This is a genomic window from Streptomyces sp. A 4/2 (genome assembly GCF_940670765.1).
In the GTDB taxonomy this organism is placed as follows: Bacteria; Actinomycetota; Actinomycetes; order Streptomycetales; family Streptomycetaceae; genus Streptomyces.
The window spans coordinates 176,482-196,370 of record NZ_CALNVW010000007.1; the positions used below are offsets into that span (position 1 = coordinate 176,482).

The 19,889-nt window shown below is 71.0% G+C and carries 16 protein-coding genes; 11 read left to right on the top strand and 5 right to left on the bottom strand.

Annotated elements, in window-relative coordinates; genetic code table 11:
- The 5 genes from NBY69_RS04750 to NBY69_RS04770 form a co-directional block, all read right to left on the bottom strand.
- Nucleotides 1-921 carry a LysR family transcriptional regulator gene (locus NBY69_RS04750; protein ID WP_250298455.1) on the bottom strand — a complete coding sequence of 307 codons (921 nt, stop codon included), beginning with the start codon at nt 919-921 and terminating at the stop codon, nt 1-3.
- 97 nt (nt 922-1,018) lie between these two features.
- Nucleotides 1,019-1,249 (bottom strand): hypothetical protein, encoded by a 231-nt coding sequence (locus tag NBY69_RS04755; protein WP_250298456.1) that lies wholly within the window; start codon nt 1,247-1,249, stop codon nt 1,019-1,021.
- A complete protein-coding gene (gene malQ / locus NBY69_RS04760; protein WP_250298457.1) occupies nt 1,213-3,315 on the bottom strand; it encodes a 4-alpha-glucanotransferase in 2,103 nt (700 codons plus the stop codon). Before malQ ends, NBY69_RS04755 begins: the two co-directional genes overlap by 37 nt.
- Before the next feature lie 26 nt (nt 3,316-3,341).
- Nucleotides 3,342-3,581, bottom strand: a complete 240-nt coding sequence (locus NBY69_RS04765; protein ID WP_250298458.1) for a hypothetical protein — start codon at nt 3,579-3,581, stop codon at nt 3,342-3,344.
- A 325-nt stretch (nt 3,582-3,906) separates the two neighbouring features.
- Complete coding sequence (locus NBY69_RS04770) at nt 3,907-4,443, bottom strand: HNH endonuclease (RefSeq protein WP_250298459.1); 537 nt, start codon at nt 4,441-4,443, stop codon at nt 3,907-3,909.
- Between the two features lie 241 nt (nt 4,444-4,684).
- Between NBY69_RS04770 and NBY69_RS04775 the strand changes: the two genes are divergently transcribed.
- The 11 genes from NBY69_RS04775 (at nt 4,685) to NBY69_RS04825 (ending at nt 19,887) form a co-directional block, all read left to right on the top strand.
- Nucleotides 4,685-5,752, top strand: coding sequence for a mechanosensitive ion channel family protein (locus NBY69_RS04775; RefSeq protein WP_250298460.1), 1,068 nt, complete (start codon nt 4,685-4,687; stop codon nt 5,750-5,752).
- Between the two features lie 212 nt (nt 5,753-5,964).
- Nucleotides 5,965-7,173, top strand: coding sequence for an ROK family transcriptional regulator (locus NBY69_RS04780; RefSeq protein ID WP_250298461.1), 1,209 nt, complete (start codon nt 5,965-5,967; stop codon nt 7,171-7,173).
- 138 nt (nt 7,174-7,311) lie between these two features.
- A complete protein-coding gene (locus tag NBY69_RS04785; RefSeq protein ID WP_250298462.1) occupies nt 7,312-8,646 on the top strand; it encodes an ABC transporter substrate-binding protein in 1,335 nt (444 codons plus the stop codon).
- 7 nt (nt 8,647-8,653) lie between these two features.
- Nucleotides 8,654-9,595: a carbohydrate ABC transporter permease gene (locus tag NBY69_RS04790; RefSeq protein ID WP_250298463.1), complete on the top strand. Its 942-nt coding sequence runs from the start codon at nt 8,654-8,656 to the stop codon at nt 9,593-9,595.
- A 5-nt stretch (nt 9,596-9,600) separates the two neighbouring features.
- A complete protein-coding gene (locus tag NBY69_RS04795; RefSeq protein ID WP_250298464.1) occupies nt 9,601-10,503 on the top strand; it encodes a carbohydrate ABC transporter permease in 903 nt (300 codons plus the stop codon).
- A 5-nt stretch (nt 10,504-10,508) separates the two neighbouring features.
- Entirely contained in the window at nt 10,509-11,774 is a 1,266-nt protein-coding gene (locus tag NBY69_RS04800; RefSeq protein WP_250298465.1) for a 6-phospho-beta-glucosidase, read from the top strand.
- Nucleotides 11,765-12,781: an N-acetylglucosamine kinase gene (locus NBY69_RS04805; protein ID WP_250298466.1), complete on the top strand. Its 1,017-nt coding sequence runs from the start codon at nt 11,765-11,767 to the stop codon at nt 12,779-12,781. The genes NBY69_RS04800 and NBY69_RS04805 overlap by 10 nt, the downstream gene beginning before the upstream one ends.
- Before the next feature lie 332 nt (nt 12,782-13,113).
- The gene (locus tag NBY69_RS04810) at nt 13,114-14,544 is read left to right on the top strand and encodes a hypothetical protein (protein ID WP_374211208.1); all 1,431 of its coding nucleotides are present in this window, start codon (nt 13,114-13,116) and stop codon (nt 14,542-14,544) included.
- Between the two features lie 122 nt (nt 14,545-14,666).
- Entirely contained in the window at nt 14,667-15,614 is a 948-nt protein-coding gene (locus NBY69_RS04815; protein WP_374211211.1) for a glutamate ABC transporter substrate-binding protein, read from the top strand.
- Between the two features lie 210 nt (nt 15,615-15,824).
- On the top strand, nt 15,825-17,177 hold the full coding sequence (locus NBY69_RS04820; RefSeq protein ID WP_250298467.1) for a hypothetical protein: 1,353 nt from the start codon (nt 15,825-15,827) through the stop codon (nt 17,175-17,177).
- 10 nt (nt 17,178-17,187) lie between these two features.
- A complete protein-coding gene (locus tag NBY69_RS04825; protein ID WP_250298468.1) occupies nt 17,188-19,887 on the top strand; it encodes a tetratricopeptide repeat protein in 2,700 nt (899 codons plus the stop codon).
- Nucleotides 19,888-19,889 lie beyond the last annotated feature (2 nt).

Consider the following 19,889-nt stretch of genomic DNA (forward strand, 5'->3'; position numbering starts at 1 on the left):
TCAGGAATTCTGAACGTTCCTACGAACGGCCGCCACCTCGCGCAGCGCGTCGAGCACCCGGCCCACCGCGGCGCCCTCCTCGGCCCCGCGCCGGACCGCCGCGATCACATGGCGCTGCGGCTGGTCGGCGCTCAGCACCCGGGTGACCACCCCCGTACGGCGCTCCGCCGCGGCCATCCTCGGCACCAGCGCGACCCCCATGCCCGCTTCCACCATGGCCAGGATCGCCGTCCAGCCCGCGGCGCTGTGGGCCTGTTCGGGAACGAACCCGGCGGCCTCGCAGGCAGCCGTGGTGATCTCCGACCAGGGACCGCTGCCCCCGAAGATCCATGGCTCACCGGAGAGATCCGCCAGCCGCAGCCCCTCGGCGGCGGCGAGCGGGTGGCCGGCGGGCAGCGCGACATCGAGCGGATCCGCCAGCAGCGGTATCCGGGTGAAGCGCGGGTCCCGGGCCGTCGGGGCGTGCGCGGCCAGCGAGAGGGCCAGATCGACCTCACCGCCCGACAGCAGGGTGTACGCCTCGGCCGCCTCCGCCTCCCGTACCCGGACGTCCAGCTCCGGGCTGCTGAGCCGCAGCGCGGCGACGGCGGGCACGACCAGGGCGGGGACCGCCGTGGAGAAGGCGCCCACCCGGACCTCGCCCGCCTCGCCCTGGAGGTATCCGGCCAGCTCCGCGTCCGCGCGCTCCAGCTGGGCGAAGACCGCCTCGGCGTGCCGGAGGACGAGCTGGGCCGCGTCGGTCAGCCTGACCCGCCTGCCGTGTGCCACGAGCAGCGGTACGCCGAGCTGCCTGGCCAGGTTGGAGAGCTGCTGGGAGACGGCCGACGGGGTCATCCGGAGCGCCTCGGCCGTGGCGGTCACGGTCCCGCGCTCGTTCAGGGTGCGGAGGATCTGCAGCTTCCTGATGTCCCACTCGGTCATGCCCGCAACCTACCCGCACCGCTCGCGGGGGCCCCGGACACAGAGATGCTGCGGAGTCGCCCCGGGCGGCTCCGCAGCATCAGTGACGTGCGAGGTGTCAGGCCTTCTTGCGGGACTTGTCGAGCACCATCACCAGTCCGGCGATGATCCCGAACAGAAGGAGCGGCGTGATCACAAAGAGGCCGACCGTGTCGATCACACTGAGGCCGGGACCGGGGTCGTCGCCGTCGTCGCGCGTGAGCGCGAGCGCGGGGGACGACATGAGCAGCATCATCAGCGTCGTACCGGCTGCTACGGCTCCGGCGCGCAGGGCGTTCTTCTTGTCCACGGAGCAAACGTAGCGAACGGCCTTGTGGCCCGCGCGCCCGGGGGTCCCGTACGCGCCGCGAACTCAGCCATCAGGCGGTGCAGCCGGGGGGAGGCCGCCACTTCCTCCAGGGTGACGGGCCGTCCGTGCGCGTCGGCAACCGGCAGGCGCCAGTTGGGGTATTCGTCCCAGGTGCCGGGCAGATTCTGCGGGCGCCGGTCGCCCACCGCGTCCGGCAGCCAGATACCGGTCATCCGGGCCGGGGTGCGCAGCAGGAAGCGGTAGACCGCGCGGACCTCGCCCTCCTCGTCGCCGGAGCCCTCGGGCAGCAGGCCCAGCCGGGAGAGGTATCCGAGCCACTCGGCGGTCTCCGCCTTGTCCTCGGCCTGCTCCTGGCCGAGCGGGTGGGTCAGCAACCCCAGCCGGTGGCGCAGTTCGACGTGCTCGCCGGTCAACCGGGCCGCGGTGGACGGCAGATCGTGGGTGGTGGCCGTGGCCACGCACTCCTCCCGCCATTCCGCCGGGGCCAGCGGGCGCCCCGTACCGCTCCAGTCGCGCTCGAACCAGAGCACGGAGGTGCCCAGCACGCCCCGCCGTGACAGGGCCTCACGCACTCCGGGCTCGACCGTTCCGAGGTCCTCGCCGATCACCACGGCGCCCGCGCGGTGGGCCTCCAGGGCGAGGACGGCGAGCATCGCGTCGGCGTCGTAACGGACATATGTTCCAGTGGTGGGATCGTCGCCCTCCGGTACCCACCAGAGCCGGAAGAGCCCCATCACATGGTCGATGCGCAGGGCGCCCGCGTTGCGCAGGATGCCGCGGAGCAGCCCGCGGAAGGGTGCGTACCCGGACGCGGCCAGGGCGTCGGGGCGCCAGGGCGGCAGGCCCCAGTCCTGCCCCCGGGCGTTGAAGGCGTCCGGCGGGGCGCCGACCGACATGCCGGAGGCGAAGGCGTCCTGCTGCGCCCAGGCATCGGAGCCGCCCGGGTGCACGCCGACGGCCAGGTCGTGGACCAGACCGATGTCCATGCCCGCCTCGTGCGCGGTGTGCTGGGCGGCGGCGAGCTGGGTGTCGGTCAGCCAGGCCAGCCACATGTGGAAGTCGACGCGGTCCTGGAGCGCGGCGCGGGCGCGGGCTGTCTCGCGCGAGCGGGGGTCGCGGAGGCCCGCGGGCCAGGCGTGCCGGTCCGGGCCGTGCGCCTCCGCCAGCGCGCACCAGGTGGCGTGGTCCTCCAGGGGTCTGCCCTGGGCGGCGAGGAAGTCCGCGTACGCGGCGCGGCGGCCGGGTCCGAGCGGCACCCGGGCGATCAGTTCCAGGGCTTCCTTCTTCAGCGCCCACACGGCGTCGCGGTCGATCAGCGCGCCGTTCCGGAGGACCTCGTCCCGCAGGGCGGCGCCCCGCTCCAGGTGGCTGCGGTCCGCCACGTACGCGTACTCGGGGACGGCCTCGATGCGCAGATGGACGGGATCGGGGAAGCGGCGCGACGAGGGCCGGTAGGGCGAGGGGTCGGTGGGCGTGCCGGGCACCGCCGCGTGCAGCGGGTTGACCTGGACGAATCCGGCGCCGTGCACCCGCCCCGACCAGGCCGCGAGCTCGGCCAGGTCGCCGAGGTCACCCATGCCCCAGGAGCGGTCGGACAGCAGGGAGTAGAGCTGCACGAGGAAGCCGTGACGGTGGCCGGGTGGCTGCGGCACCCGCTCGGGCGCGACGACGAGGGTGGCCCGCGCGGTGCGGCCGTCCTCCGCCTCGGCGTGCAACTCATGTACGCCGAGGGGCAGTTCCTGCCATTTGTCGAGCGTGCGGCCCTGCTCGGTCTCGATCCGCAGTGTGCTGCCCGGCGGCAGGTCGCTCACCACGGCGGGCCGCTCCCCGGGCCTGGCCACCACGGTCGGCGGCAGCAGCCGGCTCGCCAGGTCCGCCTCGTGGCGGCCGAGAGCCTCGCCGATCGCCTCCGGCGTCGACGCGTCGACGTCCAGCGCGGCGAGCACCGCGACGACGGTGGTGTCGGAGACCGGGACGGTGACGTCCGCGGAAGGTGAGTAGGAGGTGGCGACTCCGTGCAACGCGGCGAGCCTGGCAAGGCTCATGCGGACTCCCCGTTCAGGCTCCGGCTTCAGATTCCGGCAGCCGTTCCGTATGCGGTGGGCTCACTGGTCAGCGGGGTGGCGTCGGCGAGCGGCGGCTCGCTGGTGAGGGGGGCGACGTCGGAGAGGGGTGGTTCGCTCGTCAGGGGCAGTTCCATGGAGCTGGTGCTCGCGTCGGGGTCGGACATCTGGACCGGCAGGAGCTCCGGAACAGTCTCCGTGACGGGTTTGCACAGGGCCGAGAGCAGAAGCTGCGCTGAAGCGACCACAAGAATCTCCGTAAGGTCGGCTGATGGGTCGGAATCAGGCCCCTACCCAGCAGGCGCGACCCCATCCGTACACGTCTCACCAACGTGTGCTGGGTCACATTCCATTCCCCGGCACCGGAATTGTCCACACCGCCAGGGGTCAGGGCAATTCCGGCACACCGGCCACACGCGTGGACACTTCTTCGGCCGTGCGGGGGTGTTCGGACATGCAGATATGCGGATACGCGGATACGCGGACATGCACGAGCGCCGGGTGACGGAGGCGCTGTCACCCGGCCGCGACGAAGGCCCGGCCCGGCAGCCCCGCCGGCCCCCCGTCGGCCTCTCAGGCCGAGACGCCGTCGATCCGGGCCAGCGCGTCGTCCGCGCCGAAGGGCTGCAGGTACGGCAGCCAGCGCGGGTCCCGGTGCCCGGTCCCGATGATGCGCCAGGCGAGCCCGCTCGGCGGGGCGGGCTGGTGACGCAGCCGCCAGCCCAGTTCCAGCAGGTGACGGTCGGCCTTGACGTGGTTGCACCGGCGGCACGCGGCCACCACATTGTCCCAGCGGTGCTGCCCGCCGCGACTGCGCGGAATGACATGGTCGACGCTGGTTGCGACGCCACCGCAGTACATGCAGCGCCCGCCGTCACGGGCGAAGAGCGCACGGCGGGTGAGCGGGACGGGACCCCGGTACGGGACCCGGACGAACCGCTTCAGCCGTACGACGCTGGGCGCGGGAACGATGCAGGTGGCACTGTGCATGAAGGCGCCGGATTCCTCCAGGGAGACTGCCTTGTTCTCCAGGACGAGGACGAGCGCGCGACGGAGCGGTACGACGCCGAGGGGCTCGTACGACGCGTTGAGGACCAGGACATGCGGCACGGTGGATGCCTCCTTGTACGCCGGCGGCGCGTGGCTCGCGCCGGGACGATCTGCTCTCAGTCTCTCCTCCTGCCTGGTCGAAGCGCCACCAACGCCAGGTAACGGGCTCGGAGTGTTTTCGCCCACGGACCGGCGCTCCGCCGGGTGGGATACCTCTCTCCGTCGCGCAGGGCGGCGGCCTCACCGCGATGCGCCGTTAGTGTGGAGGTTCTGCCCGCTTCCCTGGAGGTTCCTGCCCGTGATGCCCGTGACCTGGTCACTAGCTGCGGGGGACAGCTCTCGGCCCGATACGGCCGACACCCTCGGCGACGCCCAGAAGACCGCCACCAATGCCGCCGACTGGGTGCAGCAGAACTGGGCCACCTGGCTCTCGGTGGGTCTGCGCATCGTGCTGATCCTCGTCATCGCCGTGGTGCTGCGCGTCGTCATACGGCGAATGCTCACCCGGCTGATAGAGCACATGAACCGCAGCGCGACGGCCGTCGAGGGCACCGCGCTCGGCGGTCTCCTGGTGAACGCGGAGCGCCGCCGCCAGCGGTCCGAGGCCATCGGTTCGGTGCTGCGCTCGGTGGCCTCGTTCGTCATCCTGGGCACCGCCGCCCTGATGGTGCTCTCCACGCTGAAGATCGACCTGGCGCCACTGCTGGCGTCGGCCGGGGTGGCGGGTGTCGCGATCGGCTTCGGCGCGCGCAATCTCGTCACCGACTTCCTCTCCGGCGTCTTCATGATCATGGAGGACCAGTACGGCGTCGGGGACACCATCGACGCGGGAGTGGCCTCCGGCGAGGTCATCGAGGTCGGCCTGCGGGTGACCAAGCTGCGCGGCGAGAACGGCGCGATCTGGTACGTGCGCAACGGTGAGATCAAGCGGATCGGCAACCTCAGCCAGGGCTGGGCCACCGCCGCCGTGGACGTCCACGTCAAGCCGACCGAGGATCTGGAGCGGCTGCGCGAGGTGCTCGGCGAGGTCGGGCAGGAACTGGCCAAGTCCGAGCCGTGGAACGAACAGCTCTGGGGCCCGGTCGAGATCCTGGGCCTGGACTCCGTGCTCCTCGACTCGATGGTCATCCGGGTCTCGGCCCGGACGATGCCGGGCAAGGCCGTGGGTGTCGAGCGCGAACTGCGCTGGCGGCTGAAGGTCGCCCTGGACGCTGCGGGCATCCACGTGGTGGGCAGCCCGGTCGCGGCCGACCCGGAGGAAGCGGCCGACCCGTCCGCCGCCATGTCGGCGCCTTCGGCACTGGCCAGTCCGACCTCCCCGCAGTCGCTCGCCGCGTCGCCCATTCCGCCGCAACAACTGTCGAAGTAGCCCGGTCGGACGCCCTGTCGGCGCCCGCCGTTGACTCTCCGTACACAGGAGCGCCCCACGGGACACGTGGGGCGCTCATTTCGGTTGCCCAGGTAACGCTTTGGTTGCCGGACCGGGACAGACCATTGACGACCGGCTGACCTGCGGCCTACGTTCCTCACACCGAATTGGAAAGTTTCCTAACAGTGGCGTGAGGGGCAGGTGCGTACGGCATGGCCGGTGGAACGACTCCGGGGACTCCGCGGGTTCTTCGGGCGATGAACGACCGCGCGGCCCTCGACCTGCTGCTGGAGCACGGGCCGCTGTCCCGCACCAGGATCGGCAAACTGACCGGGCTCTCCAAGCCGACGGCCTCCCAGCTGCTCGCGCGCCTCGAAGCCGCCGGGCTCGTCGTGGCCACCGGGACCAGTGAGGGCCGTCCGGGTCCCAGCGCCCAGCTCTACGCGGTCAACGCCCGGTCCGCCCACGCGGCCGGGATCGACGTCAATCCGCAGCGCATCCGGGCCGCCGTCGCCGACATCTCCGGCCGGACCGTGGGCGAGTTCCGGCTGGTGACCCCGGGCCGGCGCGGCGCCGGAGTCGTCCGGCAGGTGACCGACGCGCTGGACGGCGCCGCGAAGGCGGCCGGTCTGGTGCGGGCCGACGTACGGCGGGTGGTGGTGGGCACCCCGGGCGCCTTCGACCCCAACACCGGGCAGCTGCGGTACGCCTCCCATCTGCCCGGCTGGCACTCCCCCACCCTGCTCGACGAGCTGGCAGCCGCGTTGCCGATGCCCGTGGAGTACGAGAACGACGTCAATCTGGCGGCCATCGCCGAGCAGCGCCTCGGCGCCGCACGGGGGCACGACGACTTCGTCCTGCTGTGGAACGAGGAGGGTGTCGGCGCGGCCGTCGTCCTCGGCGGCCGGCTGCACCGGGGATTCACCGGCGGCGCGGGCGAGGTCGGTTTCATGCCGGTGCCCGGCGCTCCGCTGGTGCGCCAGGTGACCAAGGTCAACGCCGGTGGGTTCCAGGAGCTCGCGGGGTCCCAGGCGCTGGCCCGGCTGGCCGGTGAACTCGGCATCGAGAACATCGGGCCCGGCTCGCACACCGAGATGGCGGGCCGGTTGATCACCGAGGCCGCAGCGGCCGAGGAGGGACCGTACCGGCGGCTCCTCGAAGTCTTCGCCACGGCGGTCGCCACCGGACTCGCCTCGCTGGTGGCCGTGCTCGACCCCGAACTGCTGGTTCTCTCCGGCGACCTGATGGTGGCCGGCGGGGAGCCGCTGCGCGCACTCGTCCAGAGCGAACTCGCCGAACTCGCCGCCTCACGACCCCGGCTCGTCCTCGGTTCCGTACGGGAGAAGCCCGTCCTGCGCGGCGCGCTGGAGAGTGCGCTCGCCACCACCCGCGACGACGTCTTCGACACCTCGTCCCACTGACCTCCGCACCGCACCACCCGCATCACACACCCGCGCCGCACCACCCGCACACCGCACCACCGCGCACCACCCGCCCGCACCACTCAGCCCGTCCCGCACCCCCGCTCAGCCCCAGATCCGCCAGAGGGAGATTCCGTCATGCCCAGAAACCGCCGACTGGCCGCGGCTGCCGTCGCTGCCGCGTCCATGTCCCTGCTCACCTCGGCCTGTACGGGCCAGAGTTCGGGAGGCGCCACCGACGACGCGAACGCCAAGACCACCATCACCTTCTGGCACGGCTGGAACGCCGCCAGCGAAGTGAAGGCGATGCAGGCGGACGTCGACCGCTTCGAGAAGGTGCACCCGAACATCAAGGTCAAGGTCGTCGGCAACATGACCGACGACAAGATCAACCAGGCGCTGCGCGGCGGCGGTTCGAACGCGCCGGACGTCGTCTCCTCCTTCACCACCGACAACGTCGGGAAGTTCTGCTCGTCGGGCGCCTTCGCGGATCTGAAGCCGTTCCTCGACAAGTCGAAGATCGACGTCGGCGCCACCTTCTCCAAGCCGCTCCTGGACTACACGCAGTTCGACGGCACGCGCTGCACGCTGCCGCTGCTGAGCGACGCGTACGCGCTGTACTACAACAAGGACGCGTTCGAGAAGGCCGGCATCACCGAACCGCCCACGACGTGGGACGAGTTCGACAAGGACGCCGTCACGCTGACGAAGTCCAAGGGCGACTCGTACCAGCAGCTCGGCTTCATGCCGACCTTCCACGGATACGAGTCGACCCCCAGCCACCTGGTCGCGCAGTGGAGCCCCACCTACTTCGACAAGGCGGGCAAGTCCAACGTCGCCGCGGACCCCGCGTTCGCGAAGATGTTCGCCTGGCAGCAGGACCTGGTGAAGAAGCTCGGCGGGTTCGACAAGCTGGAGAAGTTCCGGGCCACGTTCGGTAACGAGTGGGGCGCCAAGCATCCTTTCCAGACCGGTCAGGTCGCCATGCAGGTCGACGGGGAGTGGCGGCTGGGCATGGCCCAGGACGCCAAGTCGAAGGTGAACATCGGCGTCGCGCCGCTGCCCGTCCCCGCGGACCAGAAGGACAGCTACGGCAAGGGCTACATCACCGGCACGGTCGTCGGGATCGCCTCGACCAGCAAGAAGCAGAACGCCTCCTGGGAGTTCGTGAAGTACATCACCACGGACACCGACGCGGTCGTGGACTTCGCCAACGACATCCACAACGTCCCGTCCACGCTGGCCGCCCTCAAGTCGCCGAAGCTGAAGTTCGACCCACGCCTGAAGACCTTCCTGGACATCGCGCAGGACCCGCACTCGAACACCACGCCCGCCTCGATCAACGGCGGTACCTACCAGGTGACGCTCCAGGACTTCGGATACGCCTTCGAGTCCGGCAAGTCGAAGGATCTGAAGGGCGGTCTGGAGAACACCGCGTCGCAGATCGACAAGGACATCGAGAAGGCGAAGTAACCTCGCCATGACCACGTACACCCCGCGATCGAAGCGCCGCCGCGCGGCGCTCCGGACGGCGGCCTTCATGTCGCCCTGGCTCATCGGGTTCTGCGTCTTCTTCGTGTACCCGCTGGTCTCGACCGTCTACTTCTCGTTCACGGACTACGACGGCTTCAAACCGCCCACCTTCAACGGTCTGCAGAACTGGACCTACGTCTTCACGAACTATCCGGACTTCTGGCCCGCGATGCGCAACACCCTCTGGCTGGTGATCGTGATGGTCGCCTGCCGGGTGGTCTTCGGTCTCGGCATCGGGATGCTGATCACGAAGATCAAGACGGGAGCGGGGGTCTTCCGGACGCTCTTCTACCTGCCGTACCTGGCGCCGCCGGTCGCCGCCACCCTCGCCTTCGTCTTCCTGCTCAACCCGGGTACCGGGCCGGTCAATTCGATCCTCGGCGACATCGGGCTGCCGACGCCCGGCTGGTTCACCGACTCCACCTGGTCGAAGCCCGCGCTCACCATGCTCGCGGTGTGGGGCATCGGCGACCTGATGGTGATCTTCATGGCCGCGCTCCTCGACGTACCGAAGGAGCAGTACGAGGCGGCGGAGCTGGACGGCGCCTCGGCGACCCAGCGCTTCCGGTTCGTGACGCTGCCGAACATCTCGCCGATCATCATGTTCGCGGTGGTCACCGGGATCATCCAGGCGATGCAGTACTACACCCAGCCACTGGTGGCGGGGAAGGTCGCCTCCGGAATCATCGGCGGCAGCGGGCAGCAGTTCCAGCCGGGCTTCCCCGACAAGTCCACGCTGACCCTGCCGCAGCTCGTCTACACGCTCGGCTTCCAGCGCTTCGACTACGGCTCCGCGTGCGTGGTCGCGCTCGTCCTCTTCGCCCTGGCCATGGCTTTCACCGCACTGCTGATGCGGCGCCGCAGCGGGCTCGTACAGGCAGGTGACTGACCGTCATGACACAGCTCACCACCCACGTCACCGACAACCCGTCGATCCGTGTCCAGGCCGACGAGGCCGAGCGGACCGCACGCCGCAAGACGCTGCTGCACTGGATCGCCGTGCACGCCCTGGGCGTGGCCGCAGCGCTCTTCTTCGTGCTGCCGTTCGTCTTCGTGATCCTGACCTCGCTGATGAGCGACCAGCAGACACTCACCCGCGACCTGTGGCCGCACACCTTCGAGTGGTCCAACTACCGCAAGGTCTTCGACACCCCGGGCTTCCTGACCTGGTGGCGGAACACCCTGCTGTACGCGGGACTCGGCACCGTACTGACCGTGGTGTCGTCGCTGCCCGTGGCGTACGCGCTCGCCAAGTTCCGCTTCCGCGGGCGGCACCTGTCGCTGATGCTCGTCATCTCGATGATGATGCTGCCGCCGCAGGTCGTCATCATCCCGATGTATCTGTTCTGGGCGAAGCAGCTGGACCTGTCCGGCACGCTCTGGCCGCTGATCATCCCGATGGCGTTCGGCGACGCGTTCTCCATCTTCCTGCTGCGGCAGTTCCTGCTGACGATCCCGAACGAGTACATCGACGCGGCCAAGGTCGACGGCTGCGGTGAGTTCCGCACGCTGCTCAAGGTCATCGTCCCGATGGCCAAGCCGGGGATCGCCGCCGTCGCGCTGTTCCAGTTCTTCTACGCCTGGAACGACTACTTCGGCCCGCAGATCTACACCTCGGAGAACTCGGCCGCCTGGACGCTGTCCTACGGCCTGGATTCCTTCAAGGGCGCACACCAGACCGACTGGAATCTGACCATGGCCGCGACCGTACTGGTCATGGCCCCCGTGATCCTCGTCTTCTTCTTCGCACAGAAGGCCTTTGTCGAGGGCGTCACACTGACCGGAGTGAAGGGTTAGCTGAAATGAAGCTCGCAGTAGTGGGGGGCGGTTCCACCTACACCCCCGAACTCATCGATGGCTTCGCGCGGTTGAGGGACACGCTGCCGATCAGCGAGCTGGTGCTCGTGGACCCCGCGGCCGACCGCCTCGAACTGGTGGGCGGTCTCGCCCGGCGGATCTTCGCCAAGCAGGGTCACCCGGGCGTCATCACGACGACCTCGGACCTGGACGCGGGCGTCGCGGACGCCGACGCGGTCCTGCTCCAGTTGCGCGTCGGCGGCCAGGCGGCCCGCCAGCGGGACGAGACCTGGCCGCTGGAGTGCGGCTGCATCGGGCAGGAGACGACCGGGGCCGGCGGCCTCGCCAAGGCGCTGCGCACGGTGCCGGTCGTGCTCGACATCGCCGAGCGCGTACGGCGCACCAACCCGAACGCCTGGATCATCGACTTCACCAACCCGGTGGGCATCGTCACCCGGGCGCTGCTCCAGGCCGGGCACAAGGCCGTCGGGCTCTGCAACGTCGCCATCGGCTTCCAGCGGAAGTTCGCCGCCCAGCTCGACGTCGCGCCGTCCGACGTGTTCCTCAACCACGTCGGGCTCAACCACCTGACCTGGGAACTCGGCGTCCGCCTGGGCGGTCCCGAGGGCGCGGACGTGCTGCCGAAGCTGCTCGCCGAGCACGGCGACGCGATCGCCGACGACCTGCATCTGCCGCGCTCGGTCGTGGACCGGCTCGGCGTGGTGCCCTCGTACTACCTGCGCTACTTCTACGCGCACGACGAGGTCGTACGGGAGCTGCGCACCAAGCCGTCGCGGGCCGCCGAGGTGGCCGCGATGGAGAAGGAACTGCTCACCATGTACGGCGACCCGGCGCTGGACGAGAAGCCCGCGCTGCTCGCCAAGCGGGGCGGCGCGTTCTACTCCGAGGCGGCCGTGGACCTGGCGTCCTCGCTGCTCGGCGCGGGGGGCTCCCGGTACCAGGTGGTCAACACGTACAACAACGGCACGCTGCCGTTCCTCCCCGACGACGCCGTGATCGAGGTCCAGGCGACGGTGGACGGGAACGGCGCCACGCCGCTGGCCGTGCCGGCGCTCGACCCGCTGTACGCCGGTCTGATCGCCAACGTCACGGCGTACGAGGACCTCGCCCTGGAAGCCGCGCTGCGCGGCGGCCGGGACCGGGTCTTCCGGGCCCTGCTCGCGCACCCGCTGATCGGGCAGTACGCGTACGCCGACGAGCTGACGGACCAGCTCGTCGCGCACAACCGGGAGCACCTCGCGTGGGCGTGACAGCAAGTGTGCTGGCGATCGATGCCGGCAACAGCAAGACGGACGTGGCCGTCATCGCGGCGGACGGCACCGTCCTGGGCAGGGGGCGGGCCGGTGGCTTCCAGCCGCCGGTGGTCGGGATCGACGCGGCGATCGACGTCCTGGCGACCGCGGTCGACGCGGCGGTCAGGGAAGCCGGGGCCGGGGCGGTGCCCGGCGAGGTCGGAGGTGCAGCGGGCTCCGCTGCGGCGCCGGTCGCGTCGTTCGTCTCCGCCTGTCTGGCCAATGCGGATCTCCCGGTCGAGGAACGGGAGTTGGCCGAGGCCATCGAGGCGCGGGGCTGGGGTCCCGTGGTGGATGTGCGCAACGACACCTTCGCCATACTGCGGGCGGGCGTGGACGAGCCGCTCGGGGTGGCCGTGGTGTGCGGCGCGGGCATCAACTGCGTCGGCATGACGCCCGACGGACGGACCGCGCGTTTCCCCGCGATCGGCCGGATATCCGGCGACTGGGGCGGCGGCGGGGGCCTGGCCGAGGAGGCGCTGTGGCATGCGGCGCGGGCCGAGGACGGGCGCGGCGTGCCGACCGAGCTGGAGAGGGCCGTACCCGCGCATTTCGGGCTGCCGACGATGTACGCGGTGATCGAGGCGCTGCATCTGGGCCGCATCCCGGGCGAGCGCAAGCACGAGCTGACCCCGGTGCTCTTCGCGACCGCGGCGGCCGGTGACGCGGTCGCGCGCTCGGTGGTCGAGCGGCAGGCGGAGGAGGTCGTCGCGCTCGCCGTGGTGGCGCTCGACCGGCTCGGCCTGCTCGACGCGGAGGTACCCGTGCTGCTCGGCGGGAGCGTACTGGCGGCGCGGCACCCACAGTTGGACGACGTCGTCCGGCGGCTGCTGGCCGAGCGGGCGCCGAAGGCGGTCCCGCGGGTGGTGACGGCGTCGCCGGTGCTGGGCGCGGCCCTGCTGGGGCTGGACCAGGTCGGGGCGCCTACCGAGTCCCATGCGCGGCTCCGGGCGCAGTACGCCTGAGGTTCGGGCCCCGTGCGGCTGCGGCTCCGGGCGCAGTGCGCCTGATCAGGGAGTGAAGGGGGTTGCGTTCCGTGTAGTGACGGAGCGCAACCCCCTTTCCGTGCGCCCCTGATGCGCAGGTGAACCACCGATTCATGCGCCTCGAACGGGAACCGAATTGATCCCCGCGACGTATTCATGGTGGGGATACAGCGGGGGCGGGCGACAGGTCGTACAAGATCGTGTCAATCCCGGTGTGGATGTCGCTCCCTGCGGCCATACTTGCTGGCCGGGCACTCGTCTTCCGACGCCGGGGAAGACGGGCAACCGTCCGTGACCGAGGGGGAGGTCAAGTGGTACACCCGCCGAACGGGGGCACGGCGCAGGGTCCACCGCCCGCGCAGCCGCCCCCCGCCGTGGCGCCCGCGCGGATTCCCGCGCCCGCGCCACCCGTGCAGCCGCCCCCGGCGGCGCACCGCAGTGCGGTGTCCGGGGCCCGGGACCGGCTGCGTGCCGCGGCGACGACCGAGCCCGGCCGACTGTGGATCATGGGAACGCTGGTGGCCGTGCTGGTCGTGGCGTTCGGAGCGGTGACCGCGTTCGAGATCTCCGACCGTGCGGCAGCCGCCGACGACGTGGTCAGCCACAGCCAGCCACTGAGTGCGGACGCGGCGAGCATCTACCGCTCACTGGCCGACGCGGACACGGCAGCGGCGAGTGGCTTCCTCGCGGGCATGCAGGAGCCCGCGGACGTGCACGCGCGGTACGACAAGGACATCGCCACGGCATCACGGCTGCTGGTGAAGGCCGCGGCCAACACGGACAGTTCGACCGAGTCCGGCCGCCAGATCGCGCAGATCAACGAACAGCTTCCGCGCTACACCGGCCTGATCGAGCGCGCCCGCGCGAGCAACCGCCAGGGGCTGCCGCTCGGCGGCGCCTACCTGCGGTACGCCAACCAGCAGATGAACACGCTGCTGCTGCCCGCCGCCGAGAAGCTCTACGAGGCGGAGACCGGGCGGCTGTACGAGGACTACGACTCCGCTTCGGCCTGGCCGTACTTCTCCACCGCGGTGGGGATCCTGGCGCTGGCCGGCCTGTTCTACGTGCAGCGGCGCAACTTCCTGCGTACCAACCGCGTGTTCAACCACGGCCTGGTGACCGCCTCGGCCGCGTCCGTCGTCGTCCTCCTCTGGATGGTCGTCGGCCACGTGGTCGCCGGAGCCGATCTGCGGACCTCCAGGGCGCACGGCCAGGAGTCGCTGAAGGTGCTCAACGACGCACGCATCAGCTCGCTCAAGGCACGGTCCAACGAGAACCTCACCCTGGTGTCGCGCGGCTCCGTACTGACCAAGGACGGCAAGCACGACCAGTACGAGTACGACTTCACCAAGGAGATGGCTTCCCTGGTCAGCGGGCTCGACAAGGCGAAGAGCCTGGCGAAGGACGACACCGCGGGCGAGCTCCCGGTGCAGCGCGCGGTGACCGCCGTCACCACCTGGAAGACGCGCCACGCCACGGCGCGCAGCACGGACGACGCCGGGAACTACGAGGCCGCGCTGCCGCAGGTCATCGGCAGGACCGGGTCGACCGGCCAGTCCTTCGACCAGGTGGACCGGGCCCTGGAGCAGGCGCTCGGCCATGAACAGCAGGAATTCACCCGGGCCGCCACGAACGGGCGTGGCGCGCTGGCCGGGCTCCCGGTGGGCGCGGCGGTACTGGCCGTGCTGGGTGCCGCCGCCGCGGGGCTCGGCATCAGCCGCAGGCTTTCGGAGTACAGGTGAGGAGGCGCAGCGTGCCGAGTTCGCTGGATTCTTCCGGGGGGCGTCCCCCGGCCGCCCTGCCGGGCCCCTCGCCGCACGCCGCACGGACCGTCAGGCTCCGTGGCTGGGGCGGTGTCACCGCGATGGCCGCGGCCTGTGCGCTGACCGCCGCCGCGGCGCTGATCCCGCTCACGCTGGGGGGCACCGACTCCGGTGGCACCGCGCTGGGCGGCCAGGGTGTGGCGTCGGCCTCGCCCGCCAAGGCCGACACCTGTACCGACCCGGAGGCCAGCCTCCCGCCGTCCAGCGCGGACGGCCCCACGATCGACAAGATCAAGAAGGCGGACCGGCTGGTCGTCGGTGTCGATCAGAACAGCTACCGCTGGGGCTACCGCAATCCCGCGACCCGCACCCTGGAGGGCTTCGACATCAGCCTCGTCAAGGCCATCGCGAAGAACCTGCTGGGCAGCGAGGACAAGGTCACCTACCGCGCCATCCCGACCAACCAGCGGATCGAGGCGCTGCAGGAGGGCAAGGTCGACATCGTGGTGAGGACGATGACGATCAACTGCGAGCGGAGCAAGCAAGTAGCCTTCTCCACCGCGTACTTCCAGGCCGGACAGCAGGTACTGGCGCCCAAGAACTCCACGATCACCGGGTACAACGACACCCTCAAGGGCAAGAAGGTCTGTACGGCCACCGGTTCGACGGCCTACGACGCGCTGAAGAACAAGTCGTACGGCGCGATATTCGAGGACACGCCGACCGAGCAGCGCACCGTGCCCAACCAACTGGACTGTCTGGTCCAGCTCCAACTGGGCCTGGTCGACGCGGTGGTCACGGACAACGCCCTCGCGGCGGGCCAGGCGGCGCAGGACCCGGCCGTCGGCCTGCGGGGCGCCCCCTTCACCACCGAGTACTACGGCGTGGCGACGAAGATCGGCAATGACGACCTGGTGCGCCGCATCAACCAGGTGCTGGTGGACTACCGCAGCGGCGGGGACAACAGCGAGTGGATGAAGGCGTACGACAAGTGGCTGTCGGCCGACATGAAGGGGATCAAGGGTCCGCCGGCACCCAAGTACCGATAGGGCAGCGGGGGTAGGACGGTTGGTGGCCCTGCCCGGACCCGGTAGAACTGAACACCGGTAGAACTGGACACCGGCGGATCCGGACACCGGCAGAACCTGCGCGGGCCGGACCGGGTACCGGCAGATCGTGATACCGGCAGAGCGTGGTACCGGCAGGACTTGAGACCATAGGCAGCTGAGGCTGAGGACAGCGGAGCGGAGAGGTGATCGATGGGCGTCGCGGGTTCCGTCCCCGGTCCTGGCTGGCCGGGGAGCGCCTCCGGGCCGGTGATGGACCGGGACGAGGTGGACCGTGCGCTGACACGGCTCGCCGCCGAACACGAGGCGATCGAGACCTCGCTGCTCGCCCTGCAGGACCACGCGGGGCGCAGGCTCCTCGAAGGCGCCGCGCTGACCGGGTTCACCAAGGACCGCTGGGCCGCCACCGAGCAGTCCATCACGGTGCTCTGGGCGTACTTCGACGCGTACGCGGCAGCTCTGGAGGACGCCAGGGCGCTGCGTTCACGGCGGCGCTGGCCGGGCCGCGAGGAGCTGACCGAGCTCACCGAAGTGCTGCGCGGCCGGAGCGTCACCCTCCCCAGCACCGCCACGCACACGGCCCCGACGTATCCCGCCCTGTCGATCACCGGACCCGCCAGGCTCACCGAGCGCTTCTCGCTCGAAGAGCTGGTGACCCGGATGAACGAGCTGTACGCCCAGGCGCTGGACATGGTGGTCGCGTCGGACGCCGTGTGGTCGGCGCTGCCCGCCCGGATAGACCTGCTCGCCGCGGAGCTGGCCCGTACCCGCTCGCTGGCGCACTCCGTGGGCGTACGCCCGGGGGAACACCCGGCGGGCGACGACCTGGAGTCGATCACCCAGGAACTGGCCACGCTCCGGGCCGAGGTGATCTCCGATCCGCTGGCCTACTGGCGTGCCGCCCAGGGCAGTTCGGCGCCGGGCGGCGGACGCCCGGACACCGAGCGGTACGACCGGGCCGCCCGCGCGCTGGAGGATATCCGCCGCGAGATCGACGCGGTGCTCACGGTGCGCCAGGACGCCGAGCAGCGGCTGCTGCACCTGCGGGACCTGCTGACGCGTGCCGACCGTACGCTGGCCGAGGCCAGGGTGGCCCGCGGTGAGGTGCTCGCGAAGATCGCCGCGTCCGAGGTGCCCGCGGTGAGCGGACCGTCGACGGTGCTCCAGGAGCAGTTGCGGGCCGCCGCCGAGTACCGCAGGCACGCACAGTGGCACCGGCTCTCGCCGCTCCTGGAGTCCCTGGAGCGGGAGGCCGAGGACGAACTGCTGCGCGCCCGTGAGTCGTTGTCGGCGGTCACCGCGCCGCTCGCGGTCCGTGCGGAGCTGCGCGGCCGACTTGACGCGTACCGGGCGAAGGTCTCCCGGCACGGGATGGCGGAGGATCCGCTGCTGATCGAGCGGTACGACGCGGCCCGCAGAATGCTGTGGAGCGCGCCGTGCGATCTGCGCGTCGCCGAGCAGGCGGTGCTGCGCTACCAGCAGGCCACGGCGGAGGTCCTGGTCCCGGGACAGTCCGGGCCCGCCGACCACAGGGGGAACGCGTGAGGTGTCCGGGATGAGCGAGCAGCAGAAGTGCCAGCGGCCCCAGTGCGAGGGCAGCTACGAGGACATGGGCGGCGGCGAGCTGTACTGCGACACCTGCGGCCTCGCCCCGGTGGTGTCGGCCTCGGGGTCCTCCCCGTCCGAACACGGCCGGGGACCCGGCGACGGGATGGTCAGCTCACCGCCGACCGGGATCGCCGGTGGCGGCCGGGGCAGCAACAGCGCTTCCGCGCGCAGTGGTTCGGGGGCCTCGTCGCGGGCGTCCTCGCGGTCCTCCTCCCGCTCGTCGACGTCACGCAGGTCGGTTTCGGGGCGGCTGTCCCGGGCGGTGTCGGGCCAGGCCTCGGGCCGTTCGGTCTCGGTGCGCAGCTCCGGAGCCTCGGCGAGCGCGTCGGGCCGCAACCGGCTGGGAGCGGGACTGGTCTCGATCCCGGACGTGCCGCGCCCGGACCCGCAGTCCGCGGTGATGCAGCACGCGGAGGTCCCCGAGCGGAAGCGGTTCTGCTCGCGCTCCGACTGCGGGGCCCCGGTGGGACGTTCGCGCGGTGCGCGGCCGGGCCGGACCGAGGGGTTCTGTACCAAGTGCGGCCACCCGTACTCCTTCGTACCGAAGCTGAACACCGGCGACATCGTGCACGGCCAGTACGAGGTCATGGGCTGTCTGGCCCACGGCGGTCTGGGCTGGGTCTATCTGGCCGTCGACAGGGCGGTCTCCGACCGCTGGGTGGTGCTCAAGGGCCTGCTGGACACCGGTGACCAGGACGCCATGGCCGCGGCGATCTCGGAGCGGCGCTTCCTCGCCGAGATCGAGCACTCCAACATCGTGCGGATCTACAACTTCGTCGAGCACCTGGATCAGCGCACCGGCTCCATGGACGGCTACATAGTCATGGAGTACGTGGGCGGCAAGTCGCTCAAGGAGATCGCCAACGAACGGCGCGGGGCAGCCGGGCGACGCGATCCGCTGCCGGTCGAGCAGGCCTGCGCGTACGGAATCGAGGCCCTGGAGGCGCTGGGGCATCTGCACAGCCGCAATCTGCTGTACTGCGACTTCAAGGTCGACAACGCGATCCAGCAGCAGGACCAGCTGAAGCTCATCGACATGGGCGCGGTACGCAGGATGGACGACGACGAGTCGGCCATCTACGGCACGGTCGGCTACCAGGCACCGGAGGTGGCGGAGGCCGGGCCCTCGATCGCCTCCGACCTCTACACGGTGGCGCGCACGCTCGCGGTGCTGACCTTCGACTTCCAGGGCTACACGAATGTGTTCGTGGACAGCCTCCCCGACCCGGACAACATCGAGGTCTTCCGGAAGTACGAGTCCTTCTACCGGCTGCTCGTCCGGGCCACGGACCCGGATCCGGCGCGCAGGTTCGCTTCGGCCACGGAGATGGCCGAGCAGCTCACCGGTGTGCTGCGCGAGGTCGTCGCGGTCCAGACGGGCCGGCCGCGGCCCTCGCTGTCGACCCTGTTCGGGCCCGAGGTCCGGGTCACCGACACCACGCTGTTCGCCGAGTTGACGGAGGACGTGTCGCTGTTCGGGGCACGCCAACTGCCCACCGGCCGGCGTCGGACCGGGCGCGGCGGCAGGACCGGCGCACCCGCCGCGGTCACCGGCGCCCCGTACGGCGCGGGGGCCGGACCGGGCAGCCCGGCCGGCGGGTACGCACCCGGCACGGCGGGCGGTCCCGCACAGCCCGGTCTCCCCGCGCAGTCCGGTGTCCCCGCGCAGCGACCGCCGGAGTCCGCCGCACCGGCGACCGGCGCACCGGCCCAGGCGTTCCTCGCCGGGATCGATGCGCGCGCCACCGCGCTGGCGCTGCCGGTTCCGCGCGTGGACCCGAACGACCCCAACGCCGGTTTCCTGGCGGGCCTGATGGCCTCCGCTCCCGGCGAGGTGATCGCCGCCCTGGAGGCCGCGCCCGGTGAGTCCCTGGAGCGGAGCCTGCGTCAGGTGCGGGCCCGGCTGGACAACCAGGACTCGTACACCGCAGTCGAGTTGATCATGGCTCTGGAGACGGACCACCCCGACGACTGGCGGGTGGTCTGGTACCGCGGGGTGGCCTCGCTCGTCACCGGCGACCGGGAGACCGCCGCGCTCTCCTTCGACGCGATCTACGACGCGTTCCCCGGTGAGCCCGCGCCCAAGCTGGCGCTCGGTGTCTGCGCCGAACTGCTCGGCCAGCTGGACAACGCGGCGGAGTACTACCGCCTCGTGTGGACGACCGATCCGAGCTACGTCAGCGCCGCCTTCGGGCTGGCCAGGGTGCAGCTCGCGGCCGGTGACCGTACCGGCGCCGTACGCACCCTGGAGTCGGTGCCCGAGGCGTCCATCCACTACACGGCGGCCCGCGTCGCCACGGTGCGGGCGCGGCTGCGGCGCCGGGCGGCGACCGACCCGCTGGTGGACGACCTGCGGGCAGCCGCGGGCCAGGTGGCGGCGCTCCAGCAGTTCGGGCTCGACGCGGTACGCCGCGAGCGGCTCGCCACCGAAGTACTGGGCACGGCCCTGGACTGGGTACTCTCCGGAGGCCGGGGCGGCCAGGTGGTGGAGTCCACCACCCTGCTCGGCAGCCCACTCGACGAGCGGGGCCTGCGCTTCGGTCTCGAACGCTCGTACCGGGTACTCGCCCGGCTCGCCCAGCGTGGCGAGGAGAGGATCGACCTGGTGGAGCGGGCCAACCGTTTCCGCCCCCGGACGTGGGTGTGAAT